Raw genomic sequence first — 17,274 nt, 5'->3', positions numbered from 1 at the left:
GACCTGGACAGTACCGGTGACTGCCCGTGACGATATGCGCGGGAGGTGACCGATGGTGGTCGAGGGCACGGTGGGGACGGGCGGCGAGCCCGAGTCGTCGGACAGCATGAGGGCGTTCGGGGCGGTGGTCCAGGCCCTGCGGGAGCACGCCGGGTTGACCAGGGAGGAGCTGGCCGAGCGGATCGGCTACTCCAAACACATGGTCGCGTCGGTGGAATTGGGCCGTCGCATGCCGGACACACCGTTCGTGGACGGCACGGAGGAAGCGACGGGGAACACCGGGGCGGTACGGGCGGCGGCGGCACATCTGGCTCGGCAGCCGGGGTTGGCGGCGTGGTTCAGGCAGTGGGCGCGGATGGAGCGCGAGGCGATCGCGCTCTACACCTACGAGTGCCGACTCGTGCCGGGGCTGTTGCAGACGGAGGCGTACGCACGGGCGGTGTCGCTGAGTGTGCCGCCGATTCCCGACGAGGACGATCTCAACCAACGGGTGGCCGCACGCCTGGCGCGGCAGGAGTTGATGTCGACGCGGCGTAAGCCGCCGAGTGAGTTCAGCTTCATCATCGAACAGGCGGTGCTGGAGCGGCACACGGGCGGCGAGGACGTCACCCGGGAACAACTCGACCACTTGCTGCGGGTGATCGACCGGCACTGGAACGTCCAGCTTCAGATCATGCCGCTGCGGCAGCCGGATCACCCGGGGCTGGACGGGCCGTTGCAGCTGCTCGAGTCACCGGAGAACCGGTGGTTCGGGTACTCGGAGGGGCAGGAGAATGGCCGTCTCATCTCTGCCCCGAAAGAGCTCAGCATCCTCCAGCAGCGGTATGGAAAACTGCGCACGCAGGCCCTCACCCCCGAGGACTCCAGGAGCCTGCTGGAGCGAATGCGAGGAGCGCTATGAGCACGTCGGAGCTGGCCTGGTTCAAGAGCAGCTACAGCAGCGGCAGCCAGGGCGACTGCGTCGAGGTCGCCCTCACCCCCGCCACCATCCACGTCCGCGACTCCAAGGACAAGGCGGGCCCCCGCCTCGCCCTCTCCCCCGCCGCCTGGGGCGACTTCCTCAGCCACACCCGCCTGGGCCGGGATACTCCGTAGAGATCAGCCTCGGCGCCCTGCGGGCCGGGTCCAGGCGGAGGACGTGCACCGCCTTGCCGGACGCGCGGCCCCGTTCGTCGAGGCAGATGCGGCCCGTGGCCGCCTCGAACCGCACGTTGAGGAGCCCCGCCGCCACCGCGGCGAGGCTCGGCACCCTGCCGCCGGCCCCGGCGACGCGCCGGATCGTGTAGGCCGCGGTCAGCGTCGCGTCGTACGCGGCGATGGTCTCGCCGTCGGTGAGATCCACCGTGCCCGTGATCGACTCCAGCTCCTCGACGTCGTTCCTCAGGTCCTCCATGACGCGCCCCTTCGACCCGTCGGGGTGCGCCCCGGAGGTGTACTCCACGGTGACGCCCCCGCGCAGGGCACCCCAGTCCAGATCGGAGTCCCGGTGGAGGGCGGCAGCCCCGGAGCCGGTGACGACCGTGAACTCGCGGTGCTGGCACTGCCGGTTGCCCAGGGCGCGGACGAAATCCCGAAGCTCCGTCGGATCGCCGGCGAAGAGTACGTTGTCGACGTCGGCGGGCAGCTTGCACATCTGGTCGGCGATGCCCGTGAACTGCGCCTCCATCTCCTCGTCGTCCTCGATGTATCCGTAGCGGGCCGTGTCGCGCACGGTCTCTCCCAGGTGCTCGCGGAAGGCGTCGCGCAGGTCCTGCGCGTAACCCATGTCGTCCACGTCCCAGACGAGGATGCTGCGCCGCTCGGCGACGGCACTCTTCGCCTTCGATGCCGCCAGGGCGGACGCCTGATCGTCCGGGCTGGGCATGATCCAGGCGATGGGACGGTCGCCCAGCCCGTGGTCGTCCGGCTCGTTCGGCGTGAAGCGGCCGGCGATCGCGGGGATTCCCCGATCGGTGAGGGCCCGGACAGCCTCGCGGTTGGTCAAGGCGTACCCGTCGAAGCCGACGACCGCGCGCAGGTTGTGCTCCTTCGACACCGACATCTCCGCGAGCTGGTCGGTCACCTCCTGCTCCACCGACCACCCGCCCGGTTCGGCGAGCACGAGACGGACGTACGGCGTGGCGTCGGCCTGGTTGATCCTGCGCTGCGCCGCGTACGCGCCCTGGACCTGGTGCACGATCCTTTTGATGTCGACGTCGTCGTAAGAGGTCATCGGAGCGAGCAGCGCCACGGTGACGAACGGCGCGCCGTCGGGGATGTCGGCGTTGGCCCCCGCGATGGCCCGGGAGACGTTGTCGAGTTCGGACATGAAGGAATGGCTTCCGTCGGAGACTCCGACGCATGCGCCCGAAACCCCGTACTCCGGCGTGGTCCAGCTCCCGCACCGGTCGTCGGAGCCGCCCTGCAGCGCGCTCGACGTCACGGCGAAGGGCAGGCTCACCGCGGCGGCGATGACGAGCAGCGGGTGCAGCAGCCCGGCGAGGCGGCTGAGCACGGGCGGGCGTACGGGGGTGATCTCCTCCGGGGGCGGAGCGGGGGCGGCCTCCTCGGCGGGCCGGGTCCGCGACCGGTTGCGGACCAGCGCGATGGCGTGGCCCGCGTTGCGGGCGCGCTGCTGCGGTACCGGGATGCCGGGGCGGGCGGCGAGGCGGTCGCGGACCTCGGTGAAGAGCACGTCCATGGGCAGCGGGTCGGGGCCGCCGGGGACGCCCTCCTCGATGACGCGGAGGAGTTCGCCGGTGAACGCGGTGTACTTCTCGCCGGGTGGCGCCATGGCGGGCTTGGTCTCGGCGGAGGCCGTCATCACATAGGTGCCCTCGGCCATGGTGCGGTGGGCGATGCCGTGCGCGGCGCCCATGTAGCCGGTCAGGGCGCTGCCGCTGTAGCAGCAGTCCAGGATGACGACCCGGGCGCGGGGCCGGCCCGTGTGCGCGACGAGCTCGCGGATGTCGTCGTAGGCCACGCCCCGGTACAGCCGCTCGGTGTCGGTGTGCGGCAGGGCGAGGCGGAGGTCGGCGTCCACGGTGAGCAGGCCGTGTCCGGCGAAGTAGAACAGGAGGGCGTCCTCGGCCTCGGTGGCGGCGGTGTGGACGGCGTCGAGGACGTCGTCCTTGCTCGTCGGGTTGGTCAGGACCGTGAGGTGCTGCGGGGGCAGGCCCCAGACGTCGTCGGCGGTGAGCAGGGCGGCCAGGCGCTCGACGTTGTTGGCGACGGCGGGCAGATCGGCGAGGTCGTCGTACGTGTCCACGCCGATGAGCACGGCACGTGAGGCCGAGGGGTCGGGCAGTGGCATCAGTCGTCCCGTCCCGCCCCGGTGACCGTGATCGGACCCTGCACGGTGCCTCCCCCTCGTCCTGCCCGCCGGTTCCGCGCAGCCCCAGTGTGATCGCCTCGCACGCCGGACACCACCGTGTTCGGATGAACTACCGCTGTTCTGCGCTGTTTTAGCAGGTCTCACGGGACACTGACCCGATGTCGGCACCCGGCGGCCGGTTCCCGACGGTCCGTCAATTTTAATGTGACGCCGATCACACTAAGCGGACGCTCATTACTTTTCCTTCCCTTGAGTGAACGAATTTGATCACACGATCTTCGCAACTACGGCTGTCATATGCCGGACCGGCAAAGGCCGCCCCCCGATGCGTGCACGGCACACCCTCTTTCCCCGTGCAACGCACAGGAGTTGACGCGTTACGCCGTGAACGCCAACTGGAGCCTGTAGCTCCGTTTCTGACTCCTTGTGGACATGATCAACAGGCACCTAGTGTCCGCAGCGATCACTCGCAATGAGCACCACCTAGGGGGACTTGTGCGCAGAACTGCGCTGCCCGTCGCCGCTGTGCTCGGCCTTTCGCTGCTGCTCCCGCAGCACCAGGCCGTGGCCGCGGAGACCGTCGACCAGCCGTTGGCTGAAGGAACGATTCAGGACGTCGGCCCGGGAATGTACTTCTCGTCGACCGAGTCGTTCGAGGTCACCGAGATCGACGTGCCCGGCGTTCTCGTCAACCGCCGCCACTCGGTCAGTGCCCAGGCCGACGGCGTCGCCTCGCCCGAGGACGCCCCGGACACCCGTGCCGACATGGGTGTCTTCGGCCCGAGCTGGGAAGCCGAGTTCGTCGGCGGCCAGCTCAACCGGAAGCTGGAGCAGCAGGGCGACGCGGTCCTCGTGACCGACCTCGGCGTCGACGAGACGCTGCGCTACGAGCTCAAGTCCAGCATCGACTACCCGAGCGGCGGCGGCGTCAAGAAGTACGCCACCACCACCGGGTCCACGGTCACCGAGACCACCAAGTGGAACGACCTGACCGGGACCATGGAGACCTCGATCACCGAGGTCATCAACGTGGACCTGGCCTCGACGCCCGCCGGTGACGACGCCTTCGTCGACGCCTCCGGCCAGCCGATCTCCGCCACCAACCTCAAGCCCACCTACAAGTGGCAGCAGGCCGGCACCGGCGCCGACGCCTGGCGCGTGACCAGCGTCGGCAACAACACCTACGCCACCAAGGTCGAGTACGACACGCACGGCCGCGTCGCCGAGATCACCAACCCGGCGTACGGCGAGAAGCCCGCGTCCTCCACCGACGTCGTCTACGCGACGTCGACCACGGCCACCTCCTCCGCCCCCGGCGACTACGCGGGCCAGGTCAAGCAGATCACCGTCACCGAGGGCGCCACCACGCAGACCCTCGCCCGGTACGCCTACGACTCCTCCGGTCTGCTGCGCACCGTGACCAACCCGACCGAGTCCGGCGACCCGCTGGCGACGTACGACTACGACGCCACCGACCGTGTCTCCGACCTCTCCTCGGAGACCAACGGCAGCTGGCACCTGGAGTTCTCCTCCGGCACCGCCCAGCCGACCGCCACCTCCACCGGCGGCGAGGTGCCGGTCCCGGGTGCCGCCGTCCCGGGCGACGCCCCGAGCTCGGACGCCACGGGCACCGACGCGCCGGCCTCCTCGGAGTTCCTCGGCAGCGAGGTCTCCGGCCCGCAGTCCTACCCGTCGCACTGCGACACCGCGACGAGCTGGATGTACTACACCAAGTCCGGCTGCACCACGAAGGTGGCGCACTACGGCTGGCACAACCCGACGTGGAAGACGCTGCCGAACGGCACCAAGGTGCGCGGCATCCACGAGGACCACTGCACCACCTCGCCCGACGCGCCCCTCGGCTACAACTTCCGCCCGGCCTGTGACCAGCACGACTACGGCTACGGCACGATCGGCAACTCGTACAAGGGCTACTACAAGTACCTGTCCCGCTCCAAGGGCCTGAACGTGGACGGCGTCTTCTGGAACTCGCTCTACTGGAAGACCTGCAGCGCCTACTGGTTCAAGAGCACCTGCCGCTCCCTCGCCAACACGTACTTCGTGTTCGTGGCGGTCATCGGCCGGGCGAAGAACGGCGCGAACGCGACCTGATCCCCGGCGACAGCGCTCTTTGACGAGCCACGCGCTCGGACCGAAGGCCGGATGGCGGTTCTCTCACCATCCGGCCTTCGGCGTCACCACCCCCTCCACGCGGGCACGAGCCTGCCCGCCTCCTCGATGGAGAGACATTGAAGAGACCCCTGTGGTCCTCCGCGGTCACCCTGGCGTTGGTCACCGCGTCCCTCGGGGCGTTGCCGGCCCACGCCGCGGTCCCGCAGAGCACCCCGGCCGCCACCGCGGCGAGCGGTGACCCGGTCGACCCGCCGCTGTACGACGAGACCGCCGACGGCGGCACCGTCCGCGTCAACGTCGTCACCGAGAACCGCACGGACCTGTCCGGTGCCGCGAGCGCCGGTGACACCGTGCAGACCTTCCAGACCCTGCCGCTCGTCACCCTGAAGGTCGACCGCGGCGGCCTCGACGAACTGGCCGCCCAGCCGGGCGTCGTCAGCGTCACCGAGGACGTGCCGGTCCCGCCCACCCTGGACCAGAGCGTGCCGCTGATCGGCGGCGACAAGGCCGCCGCCGCGGGTAAAACCGGCGCGGGCAGCGCGATCGCCGTCCTCGACACCGGCGTCGCCACCGGCCACCCCTTCCTCGACGGCAAGGTCGTCGCCGAGGCGTGCTTCTCGCCCGCCGACGAGGAGTACTCCGCCACCAGCCTCTGCCCGGGCGGCACTCCCGCCGAGGAGGGACCGGGCACCGCCGACGCGGAGGCCGGGGCCTGCACGACCATGGGCGCCGCCTGCTCCCACGGCACCCACGTCGCCGGTATCGCCGCCGGTGACGGCACGGGGCTCACCGGGGCGCCCAAGCGGGGTGTCGCGCCCGGCGCCGACATCGTCGCCATCCAGGTCTTCTCCAGGTTCGCCTCCGAGGACTTCTGCGGTCCCGGCGCCGCGCCCTGCGTGCTCAGCTTCACCAGCGCCCAGATCGCGGGCCTGGAGAAGGTGCTGAAGCTGCGTCAGGCCGGCACTCCGATCGTCACCGCCAACCTGAGCCTCGGCGGCGGCCGGTACACCACGGCCTGCGACCGCGACCCGCGCAAGCTGGCCATCGACAACCTGCTCGGCGCCGGTGTCGCCACCGTCGTCGCGTCCGGGAACAACGGCTACGGCGACGCGGTCAGCGCCCCCGCCTGCGTACCGTCCGCCATCGCGGTCGGCTCCTCCACCGACGACGACCAGCTGTCCTCGTTCGGCAACCGCGGCGCGCTGCTGGACGTCCTCGCGCCCGGCACCGGCATCGTCTCCGCCCTGCCCGGCGACACCTACGGCTCGAAGAACGGCACCTCGATGGCCGCGCCGCACGTGGCCGGCGCCTACGCGGTGCTCCGGGAGGCGTTCCCGGCCAAGAGCGTCGCCGAGCTGGAGACGCTGCTGGAGTCCTCCGGCAAGGCCGTCACGTACACCGGCGCCACCACGCCCCGGATCGACCTCGGCCAGGCGCTCGGCTCGGCCCAGCCCGAGCCCCAGCCGGAGCCGGAGCCCCAGCCGTCGGCCAAGCCCCGCGCCTCCCACATCGTGAACGACACCGACCACGCGATCCCCGACGCGGGCACGGTCGAGTCGCCGATCACGGTGTCCGGCATCTCCGGCAGCGCGCCGAAGAACCTCCGGGTGTCCGTCGAGGCCACGCACGAGTGGCGCGGCGACATGAAGATCGACCTGGTGGCCCCGGGCGGCACCGTGTTCCCGCTGAAGGCGATGTCCGGCACCGAGGACGGCGGCACGCTCAACACCACGTACACCGTCGACGCGAGCGCGTCCGCCGCCAACGGCGCCTGGAAGCTGAGGGTCCAGGACGGCTCCGAGGGCGCCACCGGCACCCTCAAGCAGTGGTCGCTGGCGTTCCCCACCCCGTTCACGAAGACCGGCGCGGTCGCCGTCCCGGACAACGCCACGCTGACCTCCGAGATCACGGTGGACGGCATCGCCGGCAACGCGCCGGCGGCGCTCCAGGTGGCCGTGGACGCGGTCCACGAGTGGCGCGGTGACGTGCGTATCGACCTCGTCGCCCCGAACGGCACCACGTTCCCGCTGAAGGCGCCTTCGGCGACCGAGGACGGCGGCGTCATCAAGACGACGTACGCGGTCGACGCGAGCGCGTCCGTCGCGAACGGCACCTGGAAGCTGAAGGTCCAGGACACCTCCGAGGGCGCCACCGGCACCCTCGACGGCTGGTCCCTGACGTTCCCGTCGTACGAGAACCAGACCAAGCACACCCTGCCCGACCCGGGCACGGTGGACGTGCCGGTCACCGTCGCCGGGCTCGCCGGGAACGCGCCGAAGAAGCTGCGGGTGTACGTCGACGCCACCCACGAGTGGCGCGGTGACCTGGAGATCAACCTGGTCGCCCCGGACGGCAAGCTGTACCTGGTCAAGCCGGACTCCGCGACGGAGACCGGTGGCACCATCCAGCACGTCTACACGGTCGACGCCAGTACCTCCCCGGCGAACGGCGTCTGGAAGCTCCGCGTCGAGGACATCTCCGAGGGCGCCACCGGCACCCTCAACGGCTGGACTCTGACCTTCTGAGCACCCCCGAGCCACACCCCACGCCCGGCCCCCGGCTCCCCCCGCCGGGGGCCGCGGCATTCCCCAGCACCTCGGCCGTCTTCGGATACGGCCCCCTGAGCGCCCACTCCAGAGGGCTCATCCCGCTCCCGCCGTCCTCCCGCAGGTGGGGATCCGCCCCGTACTCGAGAAGGACACGGACCGTCTCGGTGTACCCCCAGCACGCCGCCGCGCACAGGGGCGTCCCCTCGCTGCCGTGCCCGCTCTCCGCGTCGGGCTCGGCACCGGCTTCCAACAACATCCGCGCGACCGCGGCGGCCCCGTGCACGGAAGCCGCGTACAGCGGCGTGGTCCCCTCGGAATCGGGCCCGCCCGCATCGGCCCCGGCCCGCAACAGCCGCCGCACCTCCGCCTCCTCCCCGAGCATCGCCGCCAGCACCAGCCCCCGCGTCAGCTTCTTCCGCCGTCGCCTGTTCATACGTCACGTACCGCCATGCCGGCCACGGTAGCGGGCGCGGCGGAGCCACCGGAGGGTGAGGTTCTCCGGTGGTTCCGTCGCGTGGTGTGCGGGGTGGGTCAGGCCAGGCGGATGACGTTCCAGGACAGGGGTTCCAGGACGGTGGTGAGGCGGCCTTCGGTGAGGGTCGTGCCCTCGACCGGGTGCGGGGTGACCCGCTCGGGCTCGGTGAGGGTGTTGCGGGCGTCGGGGTCGGCGTCGGCGAGGGCGGTGTGCTCGACGACCCGGGTGAGGCCGAGGCCGTTCAGGGTCACCTCCAGGGGGAGCGCGTCCGTGCGGCTGCGGTTGACGGCGAAGACGGTGACCGTGCCGTCCTCGGCGCGGACGGCGGTGGCGTGGAGGAGGTCGGTCTCGCCGTACTTCGCCGTCTCGTACGTCGGGGAGTCGACGCGGACGTCCAGCACCTCGCCGCGGCCGTACTTCGACGCCTGGGCGAAGGGGAAGAACGTCGTCTGGCGCCAGGCCGGGCCGCCGGGCTCCGTCATGATCGGCGCGATCACGTTCACCAGCTGGGCGAGGCAGGCGACCGTGACGCGGTCGGCGTGGCGGAGCAGGGCGATCAGCAGCGAGCCGAAGACCACCGCGTCCGTGACGCTGTAGTTGTCCTCCAGCAGGCGCGGCGCCTCCGGCCAGTCGTGCTGCTCGAAGGTCTTCGCCCGGGCCTCCCAGCGGGAGAGGTACCAGACGTTCCACTCGTCGAAGGAGAGGTTGATCTTCTTCTTCGACTTCAGCCGGGCGCCGACGTGGTCGCAGGTGGCGACGACGTTCTCGATGAAGGACTCCATGTCGACGGCGGAGGCAAGGAAGGAGTCCACGTCGCCGTCGACCGGCTCGTAGTAGGCGTGCAGGGAGATGTAGTCGACCAGGTCGTAGGTCTCCTGGAGGACCGTCGCCTCCCACTCGGCGAACGTCGGCATCGACTGGCCGGACGAGCCGCAGGCGACCAGTTCCACGGTCGGGTCCGCCTGGCGCATCGCGCGGGCCGTCTCGGCGGCGATACGGCCGTACTCCCGCGCCGTCTTGTGGCCCGTCTGCCAGGGGCCGTCCATCTCGTTGCCCAGGCACCACAGGCGGATGCCGAACGGGTCCTTGTCGCCGTGGGAGACGCGCAGGTCGGACAGGGCCGTGCCGGAGGGGTGGTTGGCGTACTCCTGGAGTTCCAGGGCCTCCGCGACGCCCCGCGTACCGAGGTTCACGGCCATCATCGGCTCCGCCTGCGGGCCGATCTTCTTCAGGAACGCGATGTACTCGGAGAGGCCGAAGCGGTTCGTCTCCGTCGAGTGCCAGGACAGGTCGAGGCGGCGGGGGCGGTCCTCGACGGGGCCGACCGAGTCCTCCCACTTGTAGCCCGAGACGAAGTTGCCGCCGGGGTAGCGGATGGCCGTCACGCCGAGTTCGCGGACCAGGTCCAGGACGTCCCGGCGGAGGCCGGCCTCGTCCGCGGTGGGGTGGTCCGGTTCGAAGATGCCGGTGTAGACGCAGCGGCCGAGGTGTTCGACGAAGCTGCCGAAGAGGCGGGGGTTGACCTCGCCGACGGTGAAAGCGGGGTCGAGGGTGAAGCGGGCGGGTCGCATGGGCGCCTTTCCGTGTGTGTGGCTTGTGTTTCGGTGGCGAGTGCCGGTTGTCTGTGGCTGGTCGCGCCCACGCGGCGGAGCCGCATATGGACGCAGCCCCGGGCCCCTAAAGAGCCTTGGGCCAGCCGTCCCTTGTCCAGGTGAGCTTGTTCAGGCCCAGCTTCGGGGTGCCTTCGTCCTGCGCGTCGTAGTAGTGGTACGCCAGCCAGTCCTTGCCCTTGTCCTTGAAGACGGACTGGCCGCCGGTGCCGATGAAGCGGCCGTGGCCCTCCAGGACGAGGTCGCCGCCGCCGTTCAGCATCGGGGTGCCGTCGCTGTCGACGTACGGGCCCGTCACGGAGGTGGAGCGGCCGACCTTGATCTTGTAGGTGGAGTTCACGCCGGAGCAGCAGGCGTCGTAGGAGGCGAAGAGGTAGTAGTGGCGGCCGTGCTTGACGATGTACGGGCCTTCGACGGCGTACGGGGCGTCGGGGCGGGTCGCCAGGTGGTGGACCGTGGCACCGGGGAGCGCCTTGCCGGTCGCCGGGTCGATTTCGACCATGCGGATGCCGGTCCAGTAGGAGCCGAACGACATCCACAGCCTGCCGTCGGCCTTGACGATCGCCGGGTCGATGGCGTTCCAGGTGTCGGTGCGTTCGGAGGTGAGGACCTTGCCGTGGTCGGTCCAGGTGCCGGGGCGGCCGGAGGGCGAGGTGGCGACGCCGATCGCGGAGTGGTTGCTGCCCCAGGAGGAGACGGCGTAGTAGAGCCAGTAGCGGCCGTCGCGCCAGGAGAGGTCGGGGGCCCAGGGGTCGGCCTTGTCGTTGTACTCGTACCACCAGGCGGGGGGTGTAGCGAAGGCGTTGCCCGCGTCGTCCCAGTGCCGGCCGTCCTCGGAGAGGCGGGCGCCGATGACGCCGCCGGTCGAGTAGGCCACGTAGCCGCCGGACTTGAGGCGGGCGACCGTGGGGTCGTGGATGATCTCCTGGCCGGTGAGGGGGCGCGGGTCCGGATAGGTCTCCGCCGCCTGGGCCGTGTGGGGCAGCAGGGCCACGAGGGTCGCCGTCGCGACGGCGGTGAGGGTTCTGCGCACGGTCACGGTCACTGTCCCGCCAATCCCGTGTGGGCGACGCCCGCCACGATCTGCCGCTGGAAGAAGACGAAGACGACGATCAGGGGCAGGCCGGCCATCAGACCGCCGGCCATGAGCTGCGCCCACTGGATGCCGTAGGAGTTCATGACGGTCGCGATGCCGTTCGGCATCGTCATCAGGTCGGGGTTGTTGGTGACCATGTACGGCCACAGGAAGTTGTTCCACGACGCGATGAAGGTGAAGATGCCGACCGCCGCGAGGGAGGGGCGGGCGAGCGGGACGACGATGGTGAAGAAGACCCGCCAGCGGCCCGCGCCGTCGATGAACGCGGCCTCCTCCAGTTCGCGCGGGATGCCCTGGAAGAACTTGTAGAGGATGAAGACCATCGCGGCGGGCGCGCACTGGGGCAGGATCATGCCCCAGTAGGTGTCGACCATCCCCATCTGCTGGACGGTGGTGAACAGCGGGACGCCGAGGACGGCCGGGGAGACCATGAGGCCCGCCATGACGACACCCATGAGGGCGGCCTTGCCGCGGAACTCGGTGCGGGCGAAGCCGTATCCGGCGAGCGCGGAGACGACCAGCACGATGGTGGTCACGCAGACGGAGACGACGAGCGAGTTCACGAACCAGTCGGTGATGTTGCCGTTCTCGAAGATCGCTTTCCAGGCCTGGCCGGTCCACTCCCTCGGCAGCCAGTGCGTCGGCACCTCGACGGCCTCGGTCTCCGACTTGAGCGAGGTGAACAGCGCCCAGGCGAGCGGGGCGAGGAACACCGCGGAGACGGCGGTGCCGAGGAGGGTGAGGACGATCTGGCTCGGCGTCCAGACCTTGCGGGGCTTGACGCGGATCTGTGCGGCGTCGCTCATCGGCCGCCCTCCTCACGGTTGCGCAGCAGCCACATCCGCGCGAGGGCGACGGCCGCGATGATCACGAAGAAGATGATGGAGATGGCGGAGGCGTAGCCCACGCGGTAGCTGGTGAAGCCCTCTTCGAGGGTGTACTGCACGAAGGTCCGGGTCGAACCCTCGGGCCCGGGCCCGAAGTCCTGCATCACGACGGCCTGGTCGAAGACCTGGAGCGAGGCGAGGATCTGGAGGGCGATGACGAGGCCGGTGATGTTGCGCAGCATCGGCAGGGTGATGTGGACCATGCGGTGCCAGGCGTTCGCGCCGTCCAGTTTGGCGGCCTCGTAGAGGTGGCCGGGGATGCCCTGGAGGGCGGCGAGGTAGAGCAGGAAGCTGAAGCCGACCGTCCACCACAGGGTGGTGATGACGACGGCGAGCATGGCGTACGACTTGTCGGTCAGCCAGGGCGTGTCGATGCCGAAGACGTGGTTGATCATCCCGGTGCCGGGGTTGAACAGCCACTGCCACAGGTTCGCGGCGACGGTGGAGGGCAGCAGGAACGGGGCGAAGAAGCACAGCCGCCACAGCCACTTGCCGCGCTCGATGTGGTGGGCGAGCATCGCGAGCAGGAACGCCATGACGGTGATGCAGGGGACGACCAGGAGCGTGAAGTAGGCGCTGTGGCCGAGGGCTTCCCACATCAGGTCGTCCCGCAGGGCCTCGCGGTAGTTGTCGAGGCCGACGAAGCTCGCGCCCTCGCCGGAGATGTTGGCGTCGGTGAAGCTGAGGTACAGGCCGCGCAGCAGCGGCCAGACCACGAACAGCGCGAACAGGGCCAGGAACGGGGCGACGAACCAGCCGCCGTGCTGGAAGCCCTGCCCCCGGCGGGTGGTGGCGCCGGCGGCGACGGCCCGGGTGCGGGCCGGTGCGATGACGGTCTCTGCGCTGGTCGTCGTCATGCGACCGCACCTCCCTGCGCGGCGGTCCGGCCGTCCATGGGGTTCTTCGAGGCGAGCAGTTCGGTGAGCGTGCGCTTCATCCGGCGGGCGGCGGCGTCCGGGGTCGCGGAGCCCGTGGTCGCGGAGACGACGATCGGGCCGACGCGCTGGGCGAGGATGCCGGTGGAGCCCGCGAACCACACCTTGGGCTCGGTGGCCTGGTGGTCCATCGCCGAGACGTACTCGCTCTGGGGGTTCAGCTTCCGGTAGGCGGGCGTGGAGAGCGTGGGGGTGTAGGCGGGGATGTGGCCGCCGCCCGCCCACTGCTGGGCGTGCCGGACGATGTACGCGGCGAGCCGGTGCGCGGCCTCGTTGGCGGCGCCGCCGCGTTCCGACTGGTGGGGCAGGACGAAGGCGTGCGACTCGGCGTGGGTGGCCGGCTTGCCGAAGACGGGCGGCAGCGGGGCCGCGCCGTACTCGACCTTCGCCGTGTCGAAGACGGGCACCGACCAGTTGCCCTCCCAGGCGAACGGGGAGCCGTTGATGAGCTGTTCGGCGCCCGCGGCGCCGCCGTAGCCGGGGTTGGCGTAGCCGTCGGTGATGTGACGGCGCAGGAACTGAAGGACCTGGGCGGCCTTGCCGGTGTCGAAGGTGACGCCGGTGTTGGCGTCGTCGAACCAGGTGCCGCCGAGCTGGGTGTAGAAGGCGACGAAGAACCACCACTGGAAGTTCTGGTCGTTGTGCCAGAGGCCGATGGTCTGGAGGCCCTTCTTGGTGGCGGCCTTCGCCTCCTTGAGCATGTCGAACCACTCGCCGGTCGACGTCGGGGTGACCATCCGCCCGTCGGCGCCGAGCAGGCCCGCCTTCTTCAGGACGTCCTTGCGGTAGAAGCAGAGCTGGACGTGGATGTCGAGGGGCAGGGCGTAGAGCTTGCCGTCGATGACGGCGCGCTGCCACAGGGCGGGGTTGAAGTCCCGTTCGTGGACGCCGTACTTGGCGAGCAGGTTCACGTCCCAGGGGTCCAGGAGGCGGCCGGGTGAGAAGCCGGGGACCCGGCCCAGGTGCATGACACCGAGGTCGGGGGCGCGGTTGCCCGCGGCGGCCATGGCCAGCTTGGTGTAGAAGGGGCTGCCCCACTGGAGGGTGGAGTCCTTCACCGCGATGTCCGGGTGCTCCGCGCGGAAGGCGTCCAGCATCGCGATCATGTTGTAGCCGTCGCCGCCACTGAAGAGGTTCCAGTACCGGACGCGTGTACGGGCCCCGGAGGCGAGGGCGTCGGCGCCGGTGCCGAGTGCGGCGAAGCCGAAGCTTCCCGCGATCGTCAGTCCGCCGAGGGTGGCCAGCAATTGCCTGCGGTTCAGGCCAGGTTGTCCCATTCCCTGCCCTTACTCTCAAAGATTGCACGAGGATTGTTCGGTATTTCGGATGCCGCTCGTAACTTCGAACGGACCGTAAGGTCGAAGCGCGTGCGCGTCAATGGGTTCGGCACGAATCTTTCGTGACGGGCATGGTCGTGCCCGGACCCCGCCGCGTACCCTCGGACGGTCGCCGCCCGGCGGTTCGGCCGGTGCGGCGGTGCGAGAACGCGGCGCTCCGGCGGTGCGGCGGTGCGAGAGACGCGGCGCTCCGGCGGTGCGAGAAAGGGGCGCGATGGACAACCCTGGCGCGCGGCCCAGGGCGGGCCGGATCGCCACCGCGCTGCGGCGCGCGCGGACCGGTGCCGCGATGCGCGAGCTGGCGGACCAGCTCGACGCCGCGCTGCGGGCCCGGCCCGAACCCCCCACCGACGTACGCCAGGTGTGCCGGGCGGTGTGCGAGGAGATGACCGCGCGCCGCGGCGGCCGGCCGGTGGAGCTGCGCTTCGAGCGGTTCCCCGACGAGATCGAGGTCACCGGCCTGTGGGTGGAGTTCCAGGACTTCGACCTGGTCATCGTCGAGGAGCGGGCCGAGGCCGTGCAGCAGCTCGTCATCCTCGGACACGAGCTGTGGCACATGCACGCCGGGCACTGCCATCACCACCTGTCCGGCACGGCCGCCGCGGACGCGCTCGCCGCCCGGTCCGGCTGGCGGGAACTCGCCCTCACCGTCGCCGCCCGCAACGGTTCCCGGCAGCGGGAGGAGGCGGAGGCGGACGACTTCGGACACCGGCTGGCCGGTGCGCTGCGGCCACTGGTGTGCGGCGGGGACGCGCCCGGCACGCCGCTCGACCCGGTGCAGCGGTCCCTCGGTTACCGCGGCCGAAGGGCGGCCCGGTGACGGCCACCGCCGCACCCCTGGCCCTCGACCCCGCCGAGACCGTCCACGCGTTCTACCCCACCCTCTGGTGGATCCCCGCCGGCATCCTCGCCGCCGCCCTGGCCATCAAGCTGCCCGGCATCATCCGGCTGTGGCGGGACCCGCTGATGCGCGCGGTCGGCGGTCTGCTGCTGCTCGCCTGCGCGGTGTTCGTCTTCGTGGCGCCGTCGACGATCGGCTGGATCAACCGGGTCACGGGCGTGCCGAACATCGCGGCGCCCTGGGCGTACTCCCTGCTCACCGCGTTCTCCAGCGCCTGCCTGCTGCTGATCGTCACCTGGCGCGACGGACCGGCCGACCGCACGGACCGCACGGACCGGACGAACCGCACGGACCGGATGGACCGGATGGACCGCACCCGCCGGGTGAGAGGCGCGGTGCGCGCCGGCTACCTCGGGGTGATCGTCGCCCTCTGGGTGCTGTTCCTCCTCGCGGAGATGCCCCGCGAGCGGCTACGGGACCTGGACACCTACTACGCCGACACGCCGTACGCGCGCGAGATGATCCTCCTCTATCTGCTCGCGCACACCGTCGCCGGGCTGATCGTCAACCGGCTGATCTGGGACTGGGTCAGCGCCGGCGGCCTCGACGTCTGGCTGCGCGCCGGGCTGCGGCTCCTCGGGGTCGGCTTCGCGCTCCAGCTGCTCTTCGACGCCGTCAAGCTGACCGCGGTGGCCGCCCGCTGGTCCGGCCGGAACCTGGACTGGCTGTCCACGGCCGTCGCGCCGCCCCTCGCGTCCCTGTCCGCCGTCCTCGTCGCGGCGGGCTTCATCCTGCCGCACGCCGGACAGTATCTGCGCGACCGCCGACGGCTCCGGCTCGCCCACCGCGAACTGCGCCCGCTGTACCTGCTGATGCGGTCGGTGCACGGCGGCGGCCCCCCGCGCGCCCTGCGGGCGGGCCTCGAACTGCGGCTCATCCGCCGCGAGACGTTCATCCGCGACGTACTGCTGCCGCTGGGCCGCTTCCTCGACGAGGACCTGCGCCGACGCTCCTGCGCCACCGCCCTCTCCCTCGGCTTCCCCGCCGACCAGGCCGCCGCGCTGGCCGCAGCGGTCACGATCCTGGACGCCGCCGAACACCGGCCCCGCAAGCCCCCCACCACCCAGGTGGACACCACGGCCCTGCTCCGCGACATCGGCGCGGTCTCCCGCGCCCTGGGCCGGCGAACGGCCGTCGAGCGGATACGGTCCCGGGTTTCCGCCGGTGCGCAGGGGGTGAGCGTCGCCAACTGACCTGCCGCGACCGCCTCTGGCCTGCCGTACGCGGGCCCCGACGGCACGACCGGGCAGACGTTGCCACGGTCCCTGCCGGGCCCCATGCCCGCCCAGCGGGCATGGGCGGTGCGGGCCTGGTCCGGCACCGACCCGCTGGGCGGCGGGGACGGCGCCGCCCTAGCCGACGCGGCCGCCGCCGCGCCGGGTTCGGCCAGGTCGCGCGAAGACGTCTGACAACGACCGGAATTGGCGCACACGCCCGGTCGCGCGGAACGGCGCCCGCCGCAGAGGCCGCAGGTGCCCGAGGGGCGCCGGGACGGTCCCGTGTCGGCGACGGCGGGCCCGGGCGCCGCCCCCAGCGGCCCGGCCGGGCTTCCCGAGGCACTGCCGCACCGGCTCGCCGGTGGGCCGCCGGCCCAGGAGGGCCGGTGGTGGCGGCGCCACCGGCGGAGGCGCGTCCGGCCGCCTGCCCGGGCCGGGGTCGGTCGTGAAGGCGCAGGTCCGGGAGGTGGACGGGGCGTGACCGGTGCGGCGGCGCCGGTGCGGCGGGCCGTCGGCGGTGGCCGCGAGCCCGGCCGGTCGCGCGCTCCCGGTCCGTCCGGCCGGCCCGCCGTGGCCGTACGGGCCCGCCGGGGGCCTCGGTGGCCGGCGGGCGGGGTCGGGCCACGGTCCGTGCGCCGGGCGCACCGTCGTACGCGGTCCGGGACGCCACCCCATCCACCACGAACGGAACTCACCGCACACCCCGGCACACCCACCCCACGGCCCCGCCGGGGGCGGGTGTCCGCTTTTCGGCCATTGTTGTCCGGTGCGGCGGCCTTCTTCGTCCCTAACGGCCTCATTTCTCCCGCCGCACCGTGCGC

13 protein-coding genes and 1 pseudogene are annotated in these 17,274 nt (G+C 71.3%); 7 read left to right on the top strand and 7 right to left on the bottom strand.

The genetic code is table 11. The features are described 5' to 3' along the window. Positions 1–52: 52 nt before the first annotated feature. Together ACIG0D_RS03565 and ACIG0D_RS03560 are read left to right on the top strand one after the other, a co-directional pair. Positions 53–901, top strand: coding sequence for a helix-turn-helix domain-containing protein (locus ACIG0D_RS03565; RefSeq protein WP_399796008.1), 849 nt, complete (start codon positions 53–55; stop codon positions 899–901). After that, positions 898–1,095 (top strand): DUF397 domain-containing protein, encoded by a 198-nt coding sequence (locus ACIG0D_RS03560; protein ID WP_399796007.1) that lies wholly within the window; start codon positions 898–900, stop codon positions 1,093–1,095. The genes ACIG0D_RS03565 and ACIG0D_RS03560 overlap by 4 nt, the downstream gene beginning before the upstream one ends. Here ACIG0D_RS03560 and ACIG0D_RS03555 read toward each other — a convergent pair. Beyond that, positions 1,061–3,292 (bottom strand): caspase family protein, encoded by a 2,232-nt coding sequence (locus ACIG0D_RS03555; protein ID WP_399796006.1) that lies wholly within the window; start codon positions 3,290–3,292, stop codon positions 1,061–1,063. The genes ACIG0D_RS03560 and ACIG0D_RS03555 overlap by 35 nt on opposite strands. 516 nt (positions 3,293–3,808) lie before the next feature. Here ACIG0D_RS03555 and ACIG0D_RS03550 point away from each other — a divergent pair. After that, positions 3,809–5,425 (top strand): phospholipase A2, encoded by a 1,617-nt coding sequence (locus tag ACIG0D_RS03550; protein ID WP_399796005.1) that lies wholly within the window; start codon positions 3,809–3,811, stop codon positions 5,423–5,425. A gap of 137 nt (positions 5,426–5,562) precedes the next feature. Continuing rightward, a complete protein-coding gene (locus tag ACIG0D_RS03545) occupies positions 5,563–7,971 on the top strand; it encodes a proprotein convertase P-domain-containing protein (RefSeq protein ID WP_399796004.1) in 2,409 nt (802 codons plus the stop codon). On the opposite strand, the gene ACIG0D_RS03540 is transcribed toward ACIG0D_RS03545, so the two are convergent. From ACIG0D_RS03540 to ACIG0D_RS03515, 6 genes are all read right to left on the bottom strand, one after another. Then, a complete protein-coding gene (locus ACIG0D_RS03540) occupies positions 7,946–8,428 on the bottom strand; it encodes an ankyrin repeat domain-containing protein (RefSeq protein WP_399796003.1) in 483 nt (160 codons plus the stop codon). The two genes, ACIG0D_RS03545 and ACIG0D_RS03540, sit on opposite strands and share 26 nt — an antisense overlap. A 98-nt stretch (positions 8,429–8,526) precedes the next feature. Beyond that, the gene (locus ACIG0D_RS03535; RefSeq protein WP_399796002.1) at positions 8,527–10,041 is read right to left on the bottom strand and encodes an alpha-N-arabinofuranosidase; all 1,515 of its coding nucleotides are present in this window, start codon (positions 10,039–10,041) and stop codon (positions 8,527–8,529) included. A gap of 106 nt (positions 10,042–10,147) precedes the next feature. Continuing rightward, a complete protein-coding gene (locus ACIG0D_RS03530; RefSeq protein ID WP_399796001.1) occupies positions 10,148–11,119 on the bottom strand; it encodes an arabinan endo-1,5-alpha-L-arabinosidase in 972 nt (323 codons plus the stop codon). A 2-nt stretch (positions 11,120–11,121) separates the two neighbouring features. After that, positions 11,122–11,982 carry a carbohydrate ABC transporter permease gene (locus tag ACIG0D_RS03525; RefSeq protein ID WP_399796000.1) on the bottom strand — a complete coding sequence of 287 codons (861 nt, stop codon included), beginning with the start codon at positions 11,980–11,982 and terminating at the stop codon, positions 11,122–11,124. Beyond that, the gene (locus ACIG0D_RS03520; protein WP_399795999.1) at positions 11,979–12,920 is read right to left on the bottom strand and encodes a carbohydrate ABC transporter permease; all 942 of its coding nucleotides are present in this window, start codon (positions 12,918–12,920) and stop codon (positions 11,979–11,981) included. Before ACIG0D_RS03520 ends, ACIG0D_RS03525 begins: the two co-directional genes overlap by 4 nt. Continuing rightward, positions 12,917–14,275, bottom strand: a complete 1,359-nt coding sequence (locus ACIG0D_RS03515; protein ID WP_399795998.1) for an extracellular solute-binding protein — start codon at positions 14,273–14,275, stop codon at positions 12,917–12,919. The genes ACIG0D_RS03520 and ACIG0D_RS03515 overlap by 4 nt, the downstream gene beginning before the upstream one ends. Positions 14,276–14,549: 274 nt before the next feature. Between ACIG0D_RS03515 and ACIG0D_RS03510 the strand changes: the two genes are divergently transcribed. The 3 genes and pseudogenes from ACIG0D_RS03510 to ACIG0D_RS03500 all read left to right on the top strand — a co-directional run. Then, on the top strand, positions 14,550–15,155 hold the full coding sequence (locus ACIG0D_RS03510) for a toxin-antitoxin system, toxin component family protein (protein ID WP_399795997.1): 606 nt from the start codon (positions 14,550–14,552) through the stop codon (positions 15,153–15,155). Next, positions 15,152–16,429, top strand: a complete 1,278-nt coding sequence (locus ACIG0D_RS03505; protein ID WP_399795996.1) for a DUF6545 domain-containing protein — start codon at positions 15,152–15,154, stop codon at positions 16,427–16,429. Before ACIG0D_RS03510 ends, ACIG0D_RS03505 begins: the two co-directional genes overlap by 4 nt. A 6-nt stretch (positions 16,430–16,435) precedes the next feature. After that, positions 16,436–16,624 (top strand): annotated as a pseudogene (locus tag ACIG0D_RS03500) (myo-inositol-1-phosphate synthase); the annotation flags it as partial. Positions 16,625–17,274: the final 650 nt, after the last annotated feature.

Source organism: Streptomyces sp. NPDC052773, assembly GCF_044547145.1.
Taxonomy (GTDB): domain Bacteria; phylum Actinomycetota; class Actinomycetes; order Streptomycetales; family Streptomycetaceae; genus Streptomyces.
The sequence above is the reverse complement of the archived record's forward strand: the minus strand, read 5'-3'. Positions and strand labels throughout refer to the sequence as shown.

Bases quoted from the DNA above. Each gene is read 5' to 3' on its own strand.
- ACIG0D_RS03565 (WP_399796008.1), top strand. From the start codon at position 53: ATGGTGGTCGAGGGCACGGTGGGGACGGGCGGCGAGCCCGAGTCGTCG.
- ACIG0D_RS03560 (WP_399796007.1), top strand. From the start codon at position 898: ATGAGCACGTCGGAGCTGGCCTGGTTCAAGAGCAGCTACAGCAGCGGC.
- ACIG0D_RS03555 (WP_399796006.1), bottom strand. From the start codon at position 3,292: ATGCCACTGCCCGACCCCTCGGCCTCACGTGCCGTGCTCATCGGCGTG.
- ACIG0D_RS03540 (WP_399796003.1), bottom strand. From the start codon at position 8,428: ATGAACAGGCGACGGCGGAAGAAGCTGACGCGGGGGCTGGTGCTGGCG.
- ACIG0D_RS03535 (WP_399796002.1), bottom strand. From the start codon at position 10,041: ATGCGACCCGCCCGCTTCACCCTCGACCCCGCTTTCACCGTCGGCGAG.
- ACIG0D_RS03525 (WP_399796000.1), bottom strand. From the start codon at position 11,982: ATGAGCGACGCCGCACAGATCCGCGTCAAGCCCCGCAAGGTCTGGACG.
- ACIG0D_RS03520 (WP_399795999.1), bottom strand. From the start codon at position 12,920: ATGACGACGACCAGCGCAGAGACCGTCATCGCACCGGCCCGCACCCGG.
- ACIG0D_RS03515 (WP_399795998.1), bottom strand. From the start codon at position 14,275: ATGGGACAACCTGGCCTGAACCGCAGGCAATTGCTGGCCACCCTCGGC.
- ACIG0D_RS03510 (WP_399795997.1), top strand. From the start codon at position 14,550: ATGGACAACCCTGGCGCGCGGCCCAGGGCGGGCCGGATCGCCACCGCG.